Here is a 19,325-nt window from a genome sequence, read left to right on the forward strand (position 1 = left end):
GTGCGACATCGTTAAGACCTAAAAAAGCCACGGCTTACGCTGCAATCTGCAGTCGAAGCCGTGGCTTTTTGTATTATTCCGTTGTAGGCGGGCGTTTGCCTCTCTGCAAATCTTTGATTGAGTAGCCAAAGTCCATTTGCAGGTGGGGGTAATCCTTGAAGCTTGTCCAATCTCCGCCCCATGTGAAACCAAGCTTTTTGGCAGCGGAGACGACTTCCATCCAGTCGGTCTTCCCGTTGCCGTTCCCGTCATATTCCATATCCCAGATCACATCGCCATCCGGCTTCACCAGCGCAAAATCAACCGCAAGGCCATAGTTATGGTAGGAAGCGCCGCCTTTGACATTGGTCACGACTTGTCCGGGCTCGGAACGGCCTTGCTTGTAAAGCACGTTCTGCTCTTCGCTTGAGCGGAAATCGTCCGTAATCAGAATCTTTATGCCAATTTTTCCGGTTTGGGCAACAAGCGAATCTGCCTTCTCCGCAACAATCGGGTTAAGGCCAGTGATCGTGGTGCTGCGTGATGGAGCTTGTTCCGGGGCAGGCGCGGAACGTTCCTGTACCGATTCAATCCATCTCCAGCCCATTAAGATAATCGCGATCAAAACCAGCGAGGTCGTTAAACGGCTTCTTTTTTGCTTCTGCGCAGGCGTTACATACGGCGGACTTATCCGTCCGGCGGTCGTTTGCTGACGCGCCATAGGTTCGGGCATCTTTTAAAGTCTCCTCTCCAAGCTGTCTCTCTCTTAATCTATAACTCTCTCTATTAGCATGCGCAATTATGTACGCTCGTAAACAATCGGATTGTCCTATTGTAGCATAATTGGTCTTAAGCTACCCCCGTCCAGGGTAGGGGAATGCACTCGCATGCATGTCTTGTCAGGATGAGGGGATCCGGGCTTGGCCTGATCGAGGAGGCGATTTGCCCGAAGGGGAAGGGAGGCAGATGGAACAATAAAGCGAGATGATGTGAGTGGTCACGAAACCGGGTAAGTCTGCATGATTGCTTTTGCTTTAGAAGCAGCTTCCTTATGGACTCCCAATCCTGCTCCCTGGAAAATACAAAAGGCCCATCGAAATGGGCCTTTTGCTTGCGCTATATGGTGCATATCCTGTTGTGATGATTAGTGCTTATAAGCTAGGGATTAATAAAATTTACCAAAGCCGCAACCGCAAATTATGATCACCAACAGTATAAAAAGCACCAGGATGAAACCTGTAGAGTTAACACCACCAACGTAACCGGACATTATACATGCACCTCCTTACGTCTTGAATACTCTATAACTTATGACGATTTGCGCCAAGGTGTTTGGGTGTTTGTTCCTAAGGCATCTGACCAATTATAAATGCAGCTCTATGATGCTTGTACCGGAGCGACATATGCCGCGCATATGAATTCCCATTTTCTTGCCGATGTGCACCTGCTTGAACTTTGATACCATTAGAGAATCATGTTCCATAAAGCTTCATGCTTACGATGCAAGAATCATCACGAACAGCCTCAGCCTAGTCTGGCTGGCTGTTTGTGTGATCATTCTTTAAGCTCATGCTTACGACGCAAGAATCATCACGAACAGCCTAGCCTATTCTGGCTGGCTGTTTGTGTGATCATTCTTTAAGCTCATTGCTTACGATGCAAGAATCATCACGAACAGCCCAGCCTATTCTGGCTGGCTGTTTGTGTGATCATTCTTTTTAGGAGGGCATTCTCTTGATTGCTAGCAAGTTTAAGAGATGGCTCGCAGGCGCTGCGGCTTTGTCCTGTCTCTTCGGAGCCGTGCCGGCCGTAGATGCAGCAAGCGCGGACAAGCTGCCTTTCGACGATATTGCGGGAAGCTTCGCGAAAGACGCCATTATACGTTTATATGACAAACAACTATTATCGGGCACTTCTGATAGAATCTTCTCACCGAAAAAGCCCGTTACACGGGCGGAATTCATTACGATTCTGGACCGTGTCCTGGGCATCACGCCCGTCCATAGCGCTATTAGCCCTTTTAAGGATATGACGGAAAAAGCGTGGTATTACGATGCCGTAACGGCAGCAGTCCAGATTGGTCTCGTGGATGGCACAAGCGCGCATACCTTTGAGCCCGCAAAGCCTGTAACCAGGCAGGAAGCGGCGGCCATGCTTGTTCGGGCCTTTAAGCAGTCGGGTATCGAGGGCGATACTTCCGGTTATGCCGATGCGGATGAGATTGCGGCCTGGGCGGATACGGCGGTTGGCGCTGTCCGGACGCTTGACCTGATGAACGGCGATGCGAATGACAAGTTTCATCCGGCGGACGGGATGACCAGGCAGGAAACAGCGGCAGTTATTGACCGTGCGCTGCAAAAGGTGAAATGGGCCTCTGCCCTTGCCAAGCCGCAGAATGCAACCCGCATTCAATTCGGCTGGCAGTATGGTCAGACGGCAGCGCAATATGAGCAGTCCGTGGTTCAAGCTAAAGTAACAACCTTGTCGCCAAGATGGTACTTCTTCGATCCGGCCGGGGGAGTGTCAGACTATACGGATCAATCGCTCGTGAACTGGGCATCCAAAAACAAAAGACAAATATGGGCGATGGTCGGCAACCGATCTAGTCAGGAAGTGACGCATCAGAACCTGTCCAACGTGACCTATCGTACGAAGGTGGAAGAGCATCTCACGAGCTATGTGCAGAAGTATGGCCTCAAAGGGCTAAACATTGATTTTGAAAATCTTGCTCCCGCGGACCGCAGCTATATGACGCTATTTATCAGCGAGCTCAGCGCGAAGCTGCACAAGATTGGAGCAGTCGTCTCGGTCTGCGTCTCCCCGGATCTCGGCAGTGACTGGACGGAAGGCTTTGATTATCAGGCGCTTGGGGCCGCGGCAGATTACATCGTGATGATGGCTTACGACGAGCACTGGAGCACCAGTCCGAAGGCAGGCTCTGTCGCTTCGATGCCTTATGTGAACAATGCCGTAACCAAACTGCTGAAGGTGGTGCCGGCAAACAAAGTGATTCTGGCGCTTCCTTATTATAATCGGGATTGGAAGATCAATAAGGACGGCAGTGTAACCGCAACGGAACTAACGCTGATTGAGCAAAATAATCTTATCGCCAAGCGTTCGCTCTTGCCGGTATGGGATGCCACGGTGCAGCAATATACGGTCTCCTATTCGCTTAACGGGCTTAAACATCAGATCTGGATTGAAGATGGCCGCTCGCTTGCAGCCAAATACAAAACGGCAATGGACCATAATTTGGCCGGCTTAGCCTACTGGTATATGGGCGGAGCAAGTCCGGATATTTACACAAGCCTCAGCAATGCGGAACGGTTCTACGGATTAACTTTTTATTAGGTTATGGATTCACGCCATTATTTATTAACATTATTGTCTTGTCTTGTCTAAGAACCACGCGGAAGGCGAAAGACGCCTGGCGTGGTTCTTTTGCTTGAGGCCATTTTATGCCATGATAAGCTTATGCTTACGAAGTAAGAACTCCCGCCAGAAGCGGCGGCAATTCTTTTTAGCTTATGCTTACGAAGTAAAAATCGCCGCCAAAAAGCGGCGGCCATTCTTTTAGCTTGTGCTTACGAAGTAAGAATCGCCGCCAAAAAGCGGCGGCAATTCTTTTTAAGAGGTGATGGGGTGTATTCTGATATTCAATTCGCGGGCGACCGGCCGGTATCGATGCAGGTCAAGGATTATATGAAACGGCTTATGATAACGGGCGCGCTGCAGGCGAATCAGAAGCTCCCGTCCACACGAGAGTTAAGTCTGCTGATGAATGTCAGCCGCAATACGATCGTGACCGCATATGCGGATCTGGTGGAAGAAGGATTTATTTACGCCGTTAAAGGCAAAGGCAACTTCGTCACGCAATCGGCGGGCGGTTTTGCCGCGGAAGAGGGCGGCGGCAAGCAGCTGGACTGGAGCGAGCGAATCAATGATATGGCACGCACAGCCGAGGAGCATGATCTGATGAAGCATGGCATCCGTGCGAAGCGGGGGGCTATTTCTTTTACAAGCATCGCTCCGGATGAGAAGCTGTTTGACCTTCATAATGTGAAGCGCGCATTCCTCGACCGGATGTCGCTTGAGGGCAATATTATTCTTAATTACGGATATGCCAAGGGCTATAAGCCGCTGATCGAGTTCCTGATGCGTTACATGGAGAACAAAGGCATCGATCTGGCCGGCAAAGACATGCTCATTACAAACGGCTTTACGGAAGGGTTCGATCTTGTCCTGTCGGCGCTTGGGAAGCGCAGCGGACACGCGTTATGCGAGAACCCGACTCATCATACCGCCATAAAAAATTTAAAGATGCACCAATTCGCCATCACCGGCGTAGATATGGAGCCTGACGGCATTAGCCTAGAACAGCTGGAAGAGAAGCTTGGCAGCCAGGAATATGACCTCGCTTATCTTGTTCCTTCGTACCATAACCCGACCGGAATCGTTATGTCTCATGAGAAGCGGGCGGAAACGGTACGGATGCTGAACGACCGCCAAATTCCGATTATCGAGGACGGCTTTAATGAAGAGCTGCGTTATTCCGGCGCTCATGTGGCTCCCCTTCTCGCTTATGGCGGCAATCGCAATAACGGAACAATCTACTTAGGCAGCTTTTCCAAAATTCTGTTCCCCGGCCTGCGTGTCGGATGGATTCTCGCGGATAAGGAGCTGATCGACTACCTGGAAAGCGTAAAACGTGCGCGCACGATTCATACGTCGACACTCGATCAGTCGCTGCTGTATCAATATCTTCATAACGGCAACTTTGAGAAATACCTGAAGCGGGCGAAGGCGGAGTACAAGCGCAAATACGAGCTGGCTGTAGAGAGCTGCAAGACGTATTTGCCGCTTAAAAGGCTGTCGGGCGACGGCGGGCTTCACCTCTTCGTCGAGTTCGAGGAGTCGTTCTCCACTCGGGAGCTGCTTCAGGCCAGCACCGAGCAAGGCGTGCTGTTCACGCCAGGCGATATTTTCTATACGGACGGCGGCGGGCGGCATACGATGCGGCTTGGCTTCTCCCGGGTATCCGATGAGAATATCGTCAAAGGGATTCAAATCATAGGCGACGCTGCGAAGGTTATTTTAGGGCGCTAAGCAAGTTTGAAGTCATTTTGTTTCTAGAACTTTTTACAATGTAAAATTCTTATCTCACAAAATTTGAGCCTATGCTTTCGAAGTAATTTTGTTTCGGAACTTTTTACGATGTAAAATTTTTATCTCACAAAATTTAAGTCTATGCTTTCGAAGTAATTTTGTTTCTAGAACTTTTTACGATGTAAAATTCTTACTTCACAAAATTTTTAGGAGGTCAAAACACATCATGATGAAAATCGGAGTTATTATGGGCGGTATTTCGTCCGAAAGAGAAATTTCCTTATTAACAGGGCAAGAAATGATCGCGAATCTGGATCGCAGCAAATACGAGGTATTGCCGATCGAGATTAACACCAAGCGCGACTTAATTGATAAAACGGCCGGTATCGACCTTGCGCTTCTCGCGCTTCATGGCAAATACGGCGAAGACGGCACGGTGCAAGGCACGCTGGAATCGCTTGGCATTCCTTACACGGGCTGCGGCGTATTGTCGAGCAGCGTGAGCATGGATAAGGAATTGGCGAAAAAGCTGATCCGCTTTGACGGCATTCTCACAGCTGACTGGATCAACGTCGCCAGCATGGAGGAGCTTGCGGCGGCAAACGTGGAGCGCCTAGGCCTGCCGGTTGTCGTGAAGCCAAACTCGGGCGGTTCGAGTATTGCCACGCGTCTGGTCAAGTCGCATGAAGAGATTGCGGAAGCGGTAGCGGAAGCACTCAAATGGGATGATTCCGTGATGATCGAGCAATTCGTTGGCGGCGATGAGATTACATGCGCCGTGCTGAACGGCAAGCTGCTTCCGATCGTATCGATTCAAGCGAACTCGGAGTTTTTCGATTTCGACTCCAAGTACCAGGACGGCGGAGCAACAGAGGAAATTATTGAATTGCCGGCTGACGTTCACGCCCGCGTCGAAGCGTCTGCGCTTGGCTGCTACAAAGCATTGAAATGCAGCGTTTATGCGCGTATCGATATGATCATTAAAGACGGCGTTCCGTACGTCCTGGAGGCCAATACGCTGCCGGGTCTGACGAAGAACAGCCTGCTGCCGAAGGCGGCCAAAGCGGCTGGTATCACTTTCAGCGAGCTGCTTGATAACATCATCGATTATTCTCTTGAGGAGCGGAAAGAGAAATAGTCGGCCAGGGAGAGGATTAACCATGCTGACGAAGAGCACATGGGTGTCGCCGCTAGTTCGCGATTTGCCGCCATCGGGCATTCGCAAGTTTTTTAACGCGGCTGAGGGAAACAAGGAAATCATATCGCTGGGAGTTGGGGAACCCGACTTTGCAACGCCCAAGGCTGCCAGAGAGGCCTGTATCCGGGCACTGGAGCGGGGCAGGACGATGTATACGCCTAACGAAGGGCTTATGGAGCTTCGGGAAGAGATTGCCGCGTATATGCACGGAAGCTTTGGCGTCAGCTATGAACCGGCCAAGGAAATACTGGTTACGGTAGGCGGCAGCGAGGCGATAGACCTGGCGATGCGGGCGATTCTCGAGCCCGGCGATGAAATGATTATTCCGGTACCCGGTTACATTGCTTATGCACCAATCTGCACGCTGAACGGAGGGGTACCGGTCCCCTTGGAGATGACGGCGGCCCAATCGTTCAAGCTGACGGCAGAAGCGCTGCGGCAGGCGATAACCACAAGATCCAAGGTGCTCTTCGTCAACTTCCCGAGCAATCCGACAGGGGCTGTCATGAGCTATGAAGATTGGCTCCCGATCACCAAGCTTGTAGAGGAGCATAACCTCATCGTTTTGTCCGATGAAATTTATGCGGAGCTCACCTATGAAGGCAAGCATGTCAGCTTCGCCTCCTTGCCGGGGATGAAGGAACGGACCGTTGTGATCAGCGGCTTCTCCAAAGCTTTTGCCATGACGGGTATGCGGGTTGGGTATGCTTGCGGCGGCCAGGAGCTGATCGCGGCGATGACCAAGATCCATCAGTACACGGCACTATGCGCGCCGATTGTCGGCCAGGTTGCGGCGATCGAATGCCTGCGCAACTGCATGGAGGATAAAGATGAAATGGTGGAGGCGTTTAACCAGCGACGGCGAATGTTTGTTAAGGGATTAAGCGAGCTTGGGTTAATCTGCCGTGATCCGCAGGGAGCGTTTTATGCGTTTCCTTCCATCGCCTCAACCGGGCTCACTTCCGAGCAGTTCGCTCAGCGGCTGCTGCAGGAAGCGAAGGTGGCTTCTGTACCGGGCTCCGTGTTTGGTTCGGGCGGCGAGGGCTTCATCCGCTGCTCGTATGCTTCATCGGCATCGAACCTGACGGAAGCCATGGAGCGTATTGGCCGTTGGATGAGGACAGCGATGTAGATGGTGCCAGTCCCATCAGCGGCAGGCCGATAAGCTGCTGGATGTTACGTTGTATAAAGTGCAATGTATTCAGCAAAAAAGGCAGCGATGGCTGCTCTACGTTGCACAGAATGCTGTATATTTCCCTCTGATGCGCCCTTTTGGGCTAATTGGGGTTGAATATCCTGCACAACGTACAGGGTAGGACGACTTTTAGGACCTAAACGCACCAATATACTGCATTACATGCAATGAAGCCGAAGAACTGACGGCGGACACTTTTACATACAGGTTATTCCGGCTAACTGGCCTATCACAGGTTTGTTATGCGGGAGTAACCTGTATTTGTTTTGGGGTAAAAGGGCTAATATTTGCAGAATAATCGACAGATATGTTAGGTTGAAGAGAAAGAAGTTGAAGAGAAAAAGAGAGCAGGTTATCTGGAAAGGCGGTGAATCAATTGCCTATACATATCGGACTTGCGGGCTGGGGAGATCAGGACAGGCTGTACGGCCCTGGCGTCAAAGCAAAGGATCGGCTGAAGGAATACGCGAAGCATTTCCCGCTGGTGGAGGTGGACAGCAGCTTTTACGCGATACAGCCCCCGGAGCGGTTTGCGAAGTGGACGGAGGAGACGCCGGAGTCGCTTCATTTTATCGTCAAAGCCTACCAAGGGATGACCGGTCATCAGCGCGGTCCGGCTGCAGCGGCAGCAGCGAATGATCCGGACAGCACCTTCGCTGCTTTCCGGGAATCTCTAAAGCCGGTTATCGATGCGGGGCGACTCCGGGCGGCATTGTTTCAATACCCGCCATGGTTTGATTGCACACGGGATAATGTGCGTGTGCTTCGTGAAACGAAGCGCCGGATGGAGGGGGTCCCTGTCGCTCTTGAGTTCCGCCATCAAAGCTGGTTCACCGAGGATTACCGGGAGCGTACGCTGGACTTCATGCGCCAGGAGGGCTGGATGCACAGCGTCTGTGATGAGCCGCAGGCGGGCTTAGGCTCGATTCCGACGGTGCTTGAAGCAACGGATGCCGCCATGACGGTCGTCCGGTTCCACGGCCGCAACGCAAGCGGCTGGAATCAAGGCGGTGCGCCGAACTGGCGGGATGTCCGTTATTTGTACCGGTATAAGGAGGACGAGCTTAAGGAGTGGGCAGAGAAGCTTCTTCAGCTGCAAGAGCAGAGCGATCATATTTGCGTTATCTTCAACAATAACTCCGGCGGCGATGCGGCGGATAACGCGAAGCAGATGATGGCGCTGCTCGGGCAACTGCGTCCGGACGGGCGGGATCCGCTGGAGCCGCGGGAAGAACCGCCGCAGTATGAGCAGCTTGATCTGTTCTGATTTTTTTAAGAGGAAGACGAAAGAGGCAGTCCCTGTGCGGAAAAATAAAGCTTTATACGTTATAGCGCTTGTCGTATCCATCGTATTTATCGGCTATACAACCTATTCGAACTTTATCTATGACCCGGAAGCGAGCCGGTTCCTAAGTCATAAAACCGATCTAAAGCATGTCTCGCTGTGGCTGACGATCATGGATGTACATATTGTGGCCGCTTGTACGGCTATGGCAGCAGGGCTGATCAACTTTGCGAGGAGGATCAGGGAGAGAAGCCCGAAGCTTCACCGGACGATCGGCTATCTCTACGTATTGGCGGTAGCCATCGTTGATCTGACCTCCGGCTACATGGCGCCGTCTTCGACCGGAGGAAGAGCAAACAGCATCGCCTTTAATTTTATTAATATGATATGGCTTGTCATCACCGTGATTGCGGTTGTGAAGATTCGCAAGAAAAAGATCGCCGAGCACCGCAAATGGATGATCCGAAGCTATGTGTTTGTCTTCACCAATTTGTTTATCCACCTCATTACGACTGCTTTTCACAAAGGCTTCGGCATGGCTTATACCGCCAGCTATACGATTGGAGTGTACAGCTCGATCGTGCTGTTGCTTGTGCTCGCGGAGCTGGTCATCAGACGAATAAACCCGGATAGGCCGTGAATGCGGCTGATTCGGGTTTTTTCTTTTTTAGAAGGAATGAAACTAATGCTCTGCCTGCATTGTCTAATGAGTGAGAGGTGACCAAATTGGAAAATAACTACTGGCGTTATATGGACCGTATGGATGCCGCCGGATTAAGAGAACTGATGGATGCGTACGGTCAGGATGTATGGAATCTCGCCTATGTGATCACCAGAAGGCATGATCTGGCCGATGATATTGCGCAGGATGTGTTTCTGAAGGTGTATCAGAGCATTGGTGCTTTCCGAGGGGCTTCGTCTATACGAACCTGGCTGCTCGCTTTAACAAGAAATACGGCAATTAATTATAAAAGAACGGCTTTTATGCGCAGGGTGCTGCTTGTCGGCAGAACGGCTGCTCATGAGGGTAAGAGCCCTTCGGCCGAGCAGGAAGCGATGGAACAGGAATTGACATCGGAGATATGGAGCGCTGTCCTGGAGCTGCCGGTTAAGCTGCGCGAGGTACTTGTCCTGCATGCCAGATACGAGATGACGACGAAGGAAATTGCAGACGCCTTAGAGCTGCCGGAAGGCACGGTTAAAACAAGACTGTCGAGGGCGCGCAAGCGGATGAGCAGCAAATGGAAGGAGAGTGCCGCGTATGAATGAGAAGCAGCCGGAATGGTACCGTGACCTGCAGAAGGGACCGTATGAACAGCCGACTTTTACGGCGGATAAGAAGGAGGCAGTCGTACGTCAGGCGGTAGCGATCACCCGCGGGGAGAAGAGGGGCAATAACCGCTTGATTCGTTTTTCCTGGACTGCTGTATCACTGATCATTATTGCCGTTATTGCGGTATTTGCTTTCCGCGAGGGCGGAGGAGCACCGGGAGGAAGCGGGGGAAAAGGAGCAACCGTTTCACCGGATCCTAGTCCAACTTCCCAGCCGTCGCCGGATGTTTCGCCAAATCCTCCGGCCCAGGAGAAGGAACACTTTATCGTGAATCCTTCCAGCACGGAAGGTTACTTGAAGGATGCTATACCTTTCTCAACAGAAGAGGTGCAGAACATTTGGGTGAAGGAAACGATGCTCCCTGCTGAACGTATGTATGTTATCCTGCAGAACTTGAATTGGCTGGAGCTGACGAGGGCGGCTTCCGATAACAAGGCTCTAAGCGTGGAGACATTAATTCGTCTTGAGACCGCTGATGCGGTATACGAGATTCCTTACGATGTGAACACGAATGAGTACGCTCTGGGAGACCGCCGGTATTACGCGGATGATCAGGTGATGCTGCTTATGCACGGCCTGCTGCAGCCGGACTCGAAGCTTGCGGAGCTCGACAGGATGTTCGAGCAGGCTCGACTGGAGATGGAGGTCCATGAGGGAGGAATCGACGAGAGCTTTTCTTATAAAGGAGAGAGGCTGACGGTGGCCGAAAAATCCTATATCGAATGGGAGCCTCTGCTGCTGTTTAGAAGCAGTGTGCAGCCGACTTTACTCGGGCATTATTATGATGACGCCGTTCAGAAAATAGGCAATGTAACCGAATATGGCGACGGAATTATGCAGTTGAACCGGAACATCGTCTTTATGGACAGCAATTATGCGACTCCGGACGGCCTGACGGTTGGCATGACGAAAGAGGATGTACGGCGGAAGCTCGGCAAGCCGAATTTGGAGCTTGAATCCCAATGGAGCTATAAAATTGGCGACTATATGAAATTCCATCTTTATTTTGACCACAATAAGATTAAGTGCATCATGCTCAGTCAGCCTCTGTAACTTTAGGGATGAGGAGAGATGGGGATGAAAAAGAGGTTTTTAACCGTTGTTCTGTTGACGGCAGGGGCGTTCTTGCTGGCCTCCTGCGACGGCGATAAGCCAGCTGTAAAAACAGGCGGCACGCAGGTAACAGGGGAACAGGCTTCCTATAGAGTTATGGCGGAGAAGCTGCAGGCTCCGTGGGTTATCGCTTTTGACGGCGATGTCATTTATATTAGCGAGCGGGACGGCAATATTGTGCGGGTCGCTGACGGCAGGTCGACGCGGATGCCGGTCCAATTCCTGAAGAATGTGCATGCCCAGGGCGAGGGGGGATTTTTGGGCTTTGTGCTGGCTCCGGATTTTCAGAAATCAAATGAGGCTTATGCCTACCATACGTATGAAGAAAACGGAGAAATTCTGAACCGTATTATCGTGCTGAAGCTGGAGAATAACGCTTGGACCGAATCGAGGGCGCTGCTTGAAGGTATTCCGGGTTCGTTTAATCATGACGGCGGACGGATGGCGATTGGGCCGGACGGGTTGCTTTACGTGACGACAGGGGATGCCGGACAAGATGAGCTGGCACAGGATAAGAACAGTCTGGCAGGCAAAATATTGCGGATGAAGCTGGACGGCTCGATTCCAAGCGGCAATCCTTTTCCCGATTCTTACGTTTACTCTTATGGACACCGGAACCCGCAAGGATTAGCCTGGAGCAGCTCGGGAATGATGTTTGTCGCTGAGCACGGACCATCGGGCAATCCCGGCGGGCATGACGAGATTAATAGTATCGTTCCCGGCGGCAATTACGGTTGGCCGGTTGTCATTGGCGGGCAGCACCGGGATGGCATGATCGATCCGGTCTATCATACAGGCGAGGGTACGATTGCTCCTTCGGGCATAGCGATGGACGCGGGAAATAATCTGCTTATTGCCACTCTTCGGGGAGAGAAGCTGCTCCAGTACAATACGCTGACGAAAAAGATGGCTGCCGTGCTTCAGAACGAAGGCAGGCTGAGGGATGTCCGTGTTCATGACGGCGGAATATATGTCATTACGAATAATACCGATGGCAGAGGGACACCATCTGATAGGGATGATCGCCTTTTGCTTTTGGCGAAATAAGGCTGTTGACAGGAAACCATATGGTTTCCTATAATAAAAAGCGAAACCAAATGGTTTCCTAATGAAGTGAACAGAGTGAATGATCATAATCGGAGGTAGGAATCATGAGTAACGGAATGAACACATTGCCTGACGTACGTCAGACGGTTGAAGTGAATGCACCCATTCAAAAGGTTTGGAATGCGGTAACAACAAGAGGGGGGATTTCAGCCTGGTTCATGTCGCCAAGCGAAAGCTTTAAGCCGGAGATCGGCTGTGAATTCCATCTGGAGGCCGGCCAGTTCGGCCAGTCCCCTTGTAAAGTGACGGAGGTTGACCCGCCGAACCGTTTGACTTTTAACTGGGGCAGGGACTGGACGCTGACCTTTGAATTGAAAGAGCTTGACGGCGGCAAAACCGAATTTACGCTGATCCATGGCGGATGGGACGCAGACAAGGTTACGGAGTTTAACCAACCGCATCCACAAGTTCGCGAGCATATGGCCGGCGGCTGGGTTGGCATCATGAAGAAGTTTGTCAGCGTCGTCGAAGCCGGGTAATATGGCCACAGAGCCAAAGCATGACGTCTTCCAGGCGATTGCCGATCCGACCCGCCGTAGTCTGCTGCAGCTGCTTGTAGATCAGGAGATGCCGGTTAATGTCATCAGCGGTCATTATTCAATGAGCCGGACAGCAGTATCGAAGCATCTGCGCGTACTGCAGGAAGCAGGGCTTGTGAAGGAGCGCAAGGTTGGGCGCGAGACGCGTTACCGGCTGGAGCCGGAGCCGCTGCTTGAGCTGAAGCGCTGGCTCAGCTACTACGAGCGGTTCTGGGAAAACAAGCTCCAGGCGCTCAAACGCTTCGTCGAAGAGGACATGCCGGCGGGAGAGCCGTCAGGCCCGCTGAAGATTGTAGAAGGCAAACCCGAGGAATAAAGGCCCAAGCCGCGATTGGACGAGCTAACGCTCCGACGGTCGCGGTTTTTTGTGTTAGTGCCAGATGGATAGCTGGAGAGCTGAGAGGGCGAAACGACCCTTCAGATGCGGCAGAGCAGCAGATAGGGAGCTGAGAGGACGAAATCGACCGCTCACCCAAGCTTTCCATTGAACGAGCAAACTAAGTTGGTGCTGCTCGCTCCCTATGAAAGTTTCGCTCCATACTGGAAATTAACAAGCCTGCTGGCTTACAATAGACGGGATAAGTGAGCGGCTTAAGATCATTAGGCCAGTCGGGTGATAATTCTTAAGATTATGCTTTCGAAGCAAGAATCATCACGACCTGCGGTTGGGTGATAATTCTTAAGATTATGCTTTCGAAGCAAGAATCATCACGACCGGCCTATATTAGGCCAGTCGGGTGATAATTCTTTTTAGGAGTGAGCGTTGTGAGTAAAATTATGTTTACAGGCGGCGGATCGGCAGGGCACGTGACGGTAAACCTGGCGTTGATCCCCCATTTTATACAAGAAGGCTGGTCGGTAGACTACATAGGCTCGGAGGCGGGTATTGAGAAGCAGCTCATTGAGCCGCTTCAAAATGTGCGCTACCACGGCATAGCAACGGGCAAGCTGCGCCGATATCTGGACTGGCAGAACGTGAAGGACCCGTTCAAGGTCATCAAGGGCGCCTTCCAGGCTTACCGGATTATAAAGAAGCAAAAACCCGACGTGCTGTTCTCGAAGGGAGGCTTCGTATCCGTACCGGTTGTCATTGGCGCGCGGCTGAACAAGGTGCCGGTGCTGATTCATGAATCGGATCTGACGCCGGGGCTGGCGAACAAGATCGCGATTCCTTTTGCTGCGGGAGTATGCACCACTTTCCCGGAGACGAAGCAGCATCTTCCGGCAGGCAAGTCGCATTATGTTGGAGCGGTCATCCGCGACCAGCTCAAAGCAGGCGATGCGGCACGCGGCCGAAAATTCGCAGGCTTCGTATCTACGAAGCCGGTGCTGCTCATTATGGGAGGCAGCCTTGGTGCCCGCAAGATCAATCAGGCCGTTCGGGCATCGCTTGGCAAGCTGACGGAGAAGTTCCAGATCATCCACCTGTGCGGCAAAGGTCAGGTCGACCAATCCCTTCAATCCCCGCAGTACAAACAGTTCGAATACGTGAACGAGGAGCTGCCGGATTTGCTTGCCATGTCGGATGTGATCATTTCGCGAGCGGGCTCGAACTCGATCTTCGAGTTCCTGTACCTGCGCAAGCCGATGCTGCTTATTCCGCTCACGAAGGAAGCGAGCAGGGGGGACCAGATCCTGAATGCCCGTTCGTTCCAGTCGGCAGGCTTCTGCGACGTGCTCTACGAGGAGAATATGACGCCGGAGACGCTTGTATCCAGTGTGACCGACTTGTACGCGAACCGCGATAAGTACATTGACAACATGCAGAAAAATGACCGCAAGGACGCTTTGTCCCAGCTCATCGATCTGATCAAGAACACGGCGAAATAATCGCCCGATAACCCCGAATGACCGCTATTAACCAGCAAGTATGTCTTGTGGTAATGGCGGTCTTTTTCTATAATAGGGGGAAGGTTAGGCAATAGTAGGAGGGAATTACAGATGGAATATATCAGTACTCGCGGTAATGTGGGCAAAATCGGCTTTGTCGACGCGTTTCTTATGGGTCTTGCGGACGACGGCGGTCTTCTCGTGCCTTATGAAATTCCGGTCGTTTCCGCGGCTAAGCTGAAAGAATGGCAGGAGCTCAGCTATCAGGAGCTGGTGCTTGAAATTTTCTCGCTTTATACGAATAATGAAATTCCTTATGAAGATCTGAAAAAAATGGTATATGACGGCTATGCGACGTTCCGCCATCCGGAAGTGACGCCGGTCCATAAGCTGAGCGATGAGCTCTATTTGCTGGAACTGTTCCATGGTCCTACTTTTGCATTCAAGGACATTGCGCTCCAGTTCATGGGCCAATTATATACGTACGTGTCCAGCAAACAGAACAAGAAGATTCATATTCTGGGCGCAACCTCCGGCGACACCGGCGCTTCGGCCATTGAAGGTGTCAAAGGCAAGGAAGGCATTAAGATCTGCATCCTGCATCCGAACGGCAAAGTAAGTAAAGTGCAGGAGCTACAAATGACGACGGTACAAGAGGACAACGTTCTGAACCTGTCCGTTGAAGGCAATTTCGATGACTGCCAGCGCATCATCAAAGACCTGTTTGCTGATCTGGAGTTCAAGTCGGCTAACCATCTGTGCGCGATTAACTCGATCAACTTCGTGCGCATCATGGCGCAAACGGTCTACTACTTCTATTCCTACTTCCAAGTAGCGAAGCAAACGGGCAACTCGGACGCAAAAGTGAACTTTAGCGTACCAACAGGCAACTTTGGCGACATCTTTGCGGGATATCTGGCCAAGCGTATGGGTCTGCCGGTTGATAAGCTGATTCTGGCGACTAACGAAAACAACATTCTGGAGCGTTTCATCAAGGAAGGCGTGTACAAGCCGGGCGATTTCCGTTCGACATACAGCCCGTCGATGGACATTCAGGTGGCTAGCAACTTCGAACGTTACCTCTACTATGTACTGGGCGGAAATCCGGAGCAAATCCGTTCCATCATGGACGGCTTCAAATCGGATGGGCAAATCGTTGTATCCGGCGATGCGCTCCGCAAGGTACAGGAAGAGTTCGCTGCGCATGGCGTGCAAGGCCAAGAATGCCTTGACACCATCGCTTCTTATAACAAAGAGACAGGCTATCTGCTGGATCCGCACTCCGCATGCGGTGTAGCGGCATCGAACCAATACGCAGAAGCTGGCACGGTAACGATCTCGCTGGCAACGGCACATCCGGCGAAATTCAACGAAGCGATTGAGTTGGTTGGCATTGAGCAAGAGTTCCCTGAGCAAATTCAGGCGCTCTTTAATAAACCGCAGCGTCAGACGCTTGTTGACGGCACGCAGGAAGCTGTCGTTCAGGAAATCGTGAAATTCTACAACGCTTAAATGAGAAAAAAGGGCTGCTCCGTTCAACCGGCATGAAACATCCGGTTCGTTCGGAACAGCCCTTTTTTAGGTTAACGGATCAGCTTCGAGTCTGCTCCAGCTCAAGCAGCGCCGTCTTCATCGGAAGACCTCCGCGGTAGCCGGTCATGGAGCCGGTCTTGCCGACAATACGATGGCAAGGCAGGACGATCAGAAGCGGATTGGCGCCCACGGCGGCGCCTACCGCACGGGCGGCCTGCGGACGGCCGATGTTCTCTGCAAGATCGGAGTAAGCAGCCGTGCTGCCATACTGGACCTCGCTCATCGCCTGCCATACTCTTTGCTGGAACGGAGTGCCGACCAGATCAAGCGGCAGCGTAAAGACATCCAGACTACCCTGAAAGTATTTCGAGAACTCATGCGTATAACGCTCCATCTCGGTATCATGGCGGACGAGCTCATATTCCGGCATGCGCGCTTCGGCCCATTCGGCCAGCTCGTCGAAGGAAGCGCCTTGCGAGCCTACATAACAAAGGCCGTTATCCGTCGCGGCCAAATGCAGATTCCAGTCATCATGCTGAAGCAGGGTCCAATATAAATGTTTTGTCATGGCTCTCGTTTCGCTCCTCGGTATTGGGTTGGGGTAAGTCCGGTTATGCCTTGAAACCTCGTTGCAAAATGGGCCGCGTTCGCAAAGCCGACCTGTCCTGCAATATCGGTAACGGCTAAGTCCGTTGAGGCAAGAAGCTTCATCGCCTCCCGGATCCGGATTTGCTGAATATAGGCCGCGGGCGTTAAGCCCGTTAGTCTTTTGAACGTGCGCTGCAGATGATAGGGGCTGAGATGAAGCACATCGGAAAGCAGCGTTAAAGGCAGGGCTTCCTGATAATGGGCTTCAATATAGGCACATGCCTGCGCTGCCCACTCTTCATCCGGAAGCTGCTGCTGGACGGGCTTGCATCGTTTGCACGGACGGAATTGTTCGGAAAGGGCCTCCCTGGCCGTATGGAAAATTCGGACATGCGAGCGGTTTGGAGGCTTGGATTTACAGGACGGCCGGCAAAAGATTCCCGTTGTCTTTACTCCATAATACCATTGCCCATCATAAGACCTGTCATTCGACAGAACGGCAAGCCATTTGTCCTCCGGAATGCCGGCTATATCGCTATTACCCATTTTGGATCACCTCTAGGCTCAGTATACCTCGAATAGCCCACAATCCGTAAGCAAGCAGGAATGAAAGCGCAAGATTACGAAAGCAGCCTGAAGGCTTTGTATGGTTGAATGGATGGAGTAGAATGGAATAAGTTCATGCTTGCGAAGCCATTATTATAGGAGAATGTCCATGACAAAAGACAAATCGGTGTTGCAGCATATCGGGTTACCGGAACCGTTTAACTACGATGAGACAATCAGTTACCTGCAACGATCGCCAAATGAGCCGCTCTACCAAGTGGAAGGCAATGCCGTGTATCGGCTAATTCCAATGGGCAGCGATGAAGAGCCTGCGGCTGTTGAGATCCGAAAGTCCGGCGAGGGCGGACTGCTGGTGAGATATATGGGTGAGACAAAAGTCAGCTTGGAGCAGCAGAGGAAGGCGGAAGCTTATATCCGTGAATGGTTTGATTTCGATACGGATTTGCTGCCATTTTATGAGATGGCCCGTCAGGACCCGCTGTTAAGTCAAACCATCGACCGCTTATACGGCCTGCGGAATATTGGAATCCCGGATCTGTTCGAGGCGTTATGCTGGGGCATTATCGGGCAGCAGATTAACCTGACCTTCGCGTATAAGCTGAAGCAGCGGTTCGTGGAGGCATACGGCCATAGTGTGGAGCACGAGGGAAGAACGTTCTGGCAGTTCCCTGTTCCGGAAGTGGTCGCTGCGTTAAAGCCGGAGGATATGGCGCCTATGCAGATGTCAGTCAAAAAATCCGAGTATCTCATTGGCGTTGCCGAGTTGATGGCGGATGGTTCATTAAACAAGCAGAAGCTGCTGGAGCTTGGAGATACCGGTTCTATTGAAAAGCAGCTGACAAGCATTCGCGGCATCGGACCATGGACGGCTCATTATGCATTGATGCGCTGCCTGCGGCTACCGGATGCTTTTCCGATTGCGGATGTAGGTCTGCATAACTCGATTAAAGCTTTGACCGGCAGCGATGTTAAGCCCACGATCACGGAGATTAAGCGGATCGCGGAAGGCTGGAAAGGCTGGGAGTCGTACGCGACATTTTATTTATGGCGGATGCTGTATTAAGGAAGGGGAATGGATCGGGATGAAGTTTGATGGAAAAGTGGTTGTCATTACGGGGGCGGGCAAAGGAATCGGGGCAGCGCTGGCCGAAGCGTATGCAGCCGAAGGCGCTCGTGTTGCGGCACTTGATCGCGATGCTGAGCTGGTGGAGCAGACCGTAAGCCGCGTAACGGCGTCAGGCGGGCAGGCCGCTATCTATACGGCGGATATCAGCAGACCGAAAGAGATTGAGGCTGTTTTTACGGCGATTGAGGAGCAGTTTGGACGAATTGATGTGCTGATCAATAATGCGGGCTTGGGCATCTGGAAATCCCCTTATGATCTGGCTTTGGATGAATGGGATTATGTGCTGAATACGAACCTGCGGGGGACATTCCTGTGTGCCAAAGAAGCGGCCAAACGGATGCGTGGATATGGTGGAGGGGCAATCGTGAATCTGGCTTCGACACGTGCGCTGATGTCCGAGCCGAATTCGGAGGCTTATGCAGCGTCAAAAGGCGGGATCGTCGCGCTGACGCATGCGCTCGCCGTTTCGTTAGGACCCGATCATATCCGGGTGAACGCCATTAGCCCGGGCTGGATCGAGACCGGGGATTACGATGCACTGCATCCGGAGGATCACACACAGCATCCGGCTGGACGAGTCGGCAGGCCGGATGACATTACCCGCGCATGCTTTTATCTGACCGATCCGGCGAATGATTTCGTAACCGGCATGAATATGGTCGTCGACGGCGGCATGACGCGGAAAATGATCTACGAGGAGTAAGGTGACCTGTATGTTATGCTTGGTCCAAAATGTACATGGCGGCACATCCGGTGAAACGTCGATAGTGGCATGACCGCTGAAGCGGCATTAAAGTAGTCTGGTGGAACAAAGATTGTGAATGAC

At 52.0% G+C, this 19,325-nt stretch carries 18 protein-coding genes; 15 read left to right on the forward strand and 3 right to left on the reverse strand.

Features of this window, described 5'->3' with window-relative positions:
• Window positions 1-73: 73 nt before the first annotated feature.
• Window positions 74-712, reverse strand: coding sequence for a M15 family metallopeptidase (locus BM200_RS08700; RefSeq protein WP_245772954.1), 639 nt, complete (start codon window positions 710-712; stop codon window positions 74-76).
• 1,001 nt (window positions 713-1,713) lie between these two features.
• On the opposite strand from BM200_RS08700, the gene BM200_RS08705 reads away from it, so the two are divergent.
• The 13 genes from BM200_RS08705 to thrC all read left to right on the forward strand — a co-directional run bounded on the left by BM200_RS08705 (window position 1,714) and on the right by thrC (window position 16,197).
• Window positions 1,714-3,330, forward strand: a complete 1,617-nt coding sequence (locus tag BM200_RS08705; protein WP_245772955.1) for an S-layer homology domain-containing protein — start codon at window positions 1,714-1,716, stop codon at window positions 3,328-3,330.
• 291 nt (window positions 3,331-3,621) lie between these two features.
• Window positions 3,622-5,085: an aminotransferase-like domain-containing protein gene (locus BM200_RS08710; RefSeq protein ID WP_091184014.1), complete on the forward strand. Its 1,464-nt coding sequence runs from the start codon at window positions 3,622-3,624 to the stop codon at window positions 5,083-5,085.
• Between the two features lie 229 nt (window positions 5,086-5,314).
• Window positions 5,315-6,223 (forward strand): D-alanine--D-alanine ligase, encoded by a 909-nt coding sequence (locus tag BM200_RS08715; RefSeq protein WP_091186202.1) that lies wholly within the window; start codon window positions 5,315-5,317, stop codon window positions 6,221-6,223.
• A gap of 22 nt (window positions 6,224-6,245) precedes the next feature.
• The gene (locus BM200_RS08720; protein WP_091184016.1) at window positions 6,246-7,415 is read left to right on the forward strand and encodes an aminotransferase class I/II-fold pyridoxal phosphate-dependent enzyme; all 1,170 of its coding nucleotides are present in this window, start codon (window positions 6,246-6,248) and stop codon (window positions 7,413-7,415) included.
• 439 nt (window positions 7,416-7,854) lie between these two features.
• On the forward strand, window positions 7,855-8,745 hold the full coding sequence (locus BM200_RS08725) for a DUF72 domain-containing protein (RefSeq protein WP_091184018.1): 891 nt from the start codon (window positions 7,855-7,857) through the stop codon (window positions 8,743-8,745).
• Window positions 8,746-8,779: 34 nt separating this feature from the next.
• The gene (locus BM200_RS08730; RefSeq protein WP_091184022.1) at window positions 8,780-9,403 is read left to right on the forward strand and encodes a DUF2306 domain-containing protein; all 624 of its coding nucleotides are present in this window, start codon (window positions 8,780-8,782) and stop codon (window positions 9,401-9,403) included.
• Window positions 9,404-9,480: 77 nt separating this feature from the next.
• Window positions 9,481-10,032 carry an RNA polymerase sigma factor gene (locus BM200_RS08735; protein ID WP_342716301.1) on the forward strand — a complete coding sequence of 184 codons (552 nt, stop codon included), beginning with the start codon at window positions 9,481-9,483 and terminating at the stop codon, window positions 10,030-10,032.
• Window positions 10,025-11,149, forward strand: a complete 1,125-nt coding sequence (locus BM200_RS08740) for a hypothetical protein (RefSeq protein WP_091184027.1) — start codon at window positions 10,025-10,027, stop codon at window positions 11,147-11,149. Before BM200_RS08735 ends, BM200_RS08740 begins: the two co-directional genes overlap by 8 nt.
• A 24-nt stretch (window positions 11,150-11,173) precedes the next feature.
• Complete coding sequence (locus BM200_RS08745; protein WP_091184030.1) at window positions 11,174-12,256, forward strand: PQQ-dependent sugar dehydrogenase; 1,083 nt, start codon at window positions 11,174-11,176, stop codon at window positions 12,254-12,256.
• Between the two features lie 104 nt (window positions 12,257-12,360).
• Window positions 12,361-12,795 carry an SRPBCC family protein gene (locus BM200_RS08750; protein ID WP_091184031.1) on the forward strand — a complete coding sequence of 145 codons (435 nt, stop codon included), beginning with the start codon at window positions 12,361-12,363 and terminating at the stop codon, window positions 12,793-12,795.
• A 1-nt stretch (window position 12,796) separates the two neighbouring features.
• The gene (locus BM200_RS08755; protein ID WP_091184034.1) at window positions 12,797-13,171 is read left to right on the forward strand and encodes an ArsR/SmtB family transcription factor; all 375 of its coding nucleotides are present in this window, start codon (window positions 12,797-12,799) and stop codon (window positions 13,169-13,171) included.
• A 461-nt stretch (window positions 13,172-13,632) separates the two neighbouring features.
• Window positions 13,633-14,685 carry an undecaprenyldiphospho-muramoylpentapeptide beta-N-acetylglucosaminyltransferase gene (locus BM200_RS08760; protein WP_091186204.1) on the forward strand — a complete coding sequence of 351 codons (1,053 nt, stop codon included), beginning with the start codon at window positions 13,633-13,635 and terminating at the stop codon, window positions 14,683-14,685.
• A 111-nt stretch (window positions 14,686-14,796) separates the two neighbouring features.
• On the forward strand, window positions 14,797-16,197 hold the full coding sequence (gene thrC / locus BM200_RS08765) for a threonine synthase (protein ID WP_091184036.1): 1,401 nt from the start codon (window positions 14,797-14,799) through the stop codon (window positions 16,195-16,197).
• A gap of 79 nt (window positions 16,198-16,276) precedes the next feature.
• Here the strand turns inward: thrC and BM200_RS08770 are convergent, their stop codons facing one another.
• Window positions 16,277-16,786: a methylated-DNA--[protein]-cysteine S-methyltransferase gene (locus BM200_RS08770; protein WP_091184039.1), complete on the reverse strand. Its 510-nt coding sequence runs from the start codon at window positions 16,784-16,786 to the stop codon at window positions 16,277-16,279.
• A complete protein-coding gene (locus BM200_RS08775) occupies window positions 16,783-17,352 on the reverse strand; it encodes a bifunctional transcriptional activator/DNA repair enzyme AdaA (protein ID WP_091184042.1) in 570 nt (189 codons plus the stop codon). The genes BM200_RS08770 and BM200_RS08775 overlap by 4 nt, the downstream gene beginning before the upstream one ends.
• Before the next feature lie 169 nt (window positions 17,353-17,521).
• On the opposite strand from BM200_RS08775, the gene BM200_RS08780 reads away from it, so the two are divergent.
• Window positions 17,522-18,436, forward strand: a complete 915-nt coding sequence (locus BM200_RS08780; protein ID WP_091184045.1) for a DNA-3-methyladenine glycosylase family protein — start codon at window positions 17,522-17,524, stop codon at window positions 18,434-18,436.
• Between the two features lie 19 nt (window positions 18,437-18,455).
• Window positions 18,456-19,202, forward strand: a complete 747-nt coding sequence (locus BM200_RS08785) for an SDR family NAD(P)-dependent oxidoreductase (protein ID WP_091184047.1) — start codon at window positions 18,456-18,458, stop codon at window positions 19,200-19,202.
• Window positions 19,203-19,325: the final 123 nt, after the last annotated feature.

It is taken from the genome of Paenibacillus catalpae, assembly GCF_900112695.1.
GTDB classification, from domain to species: Bacteria; Bacillota; Bacilli; order Paenibacillales; family Paenibacillaceae; genus Pristimantibacillus; species Pristimantibacillus catalpae.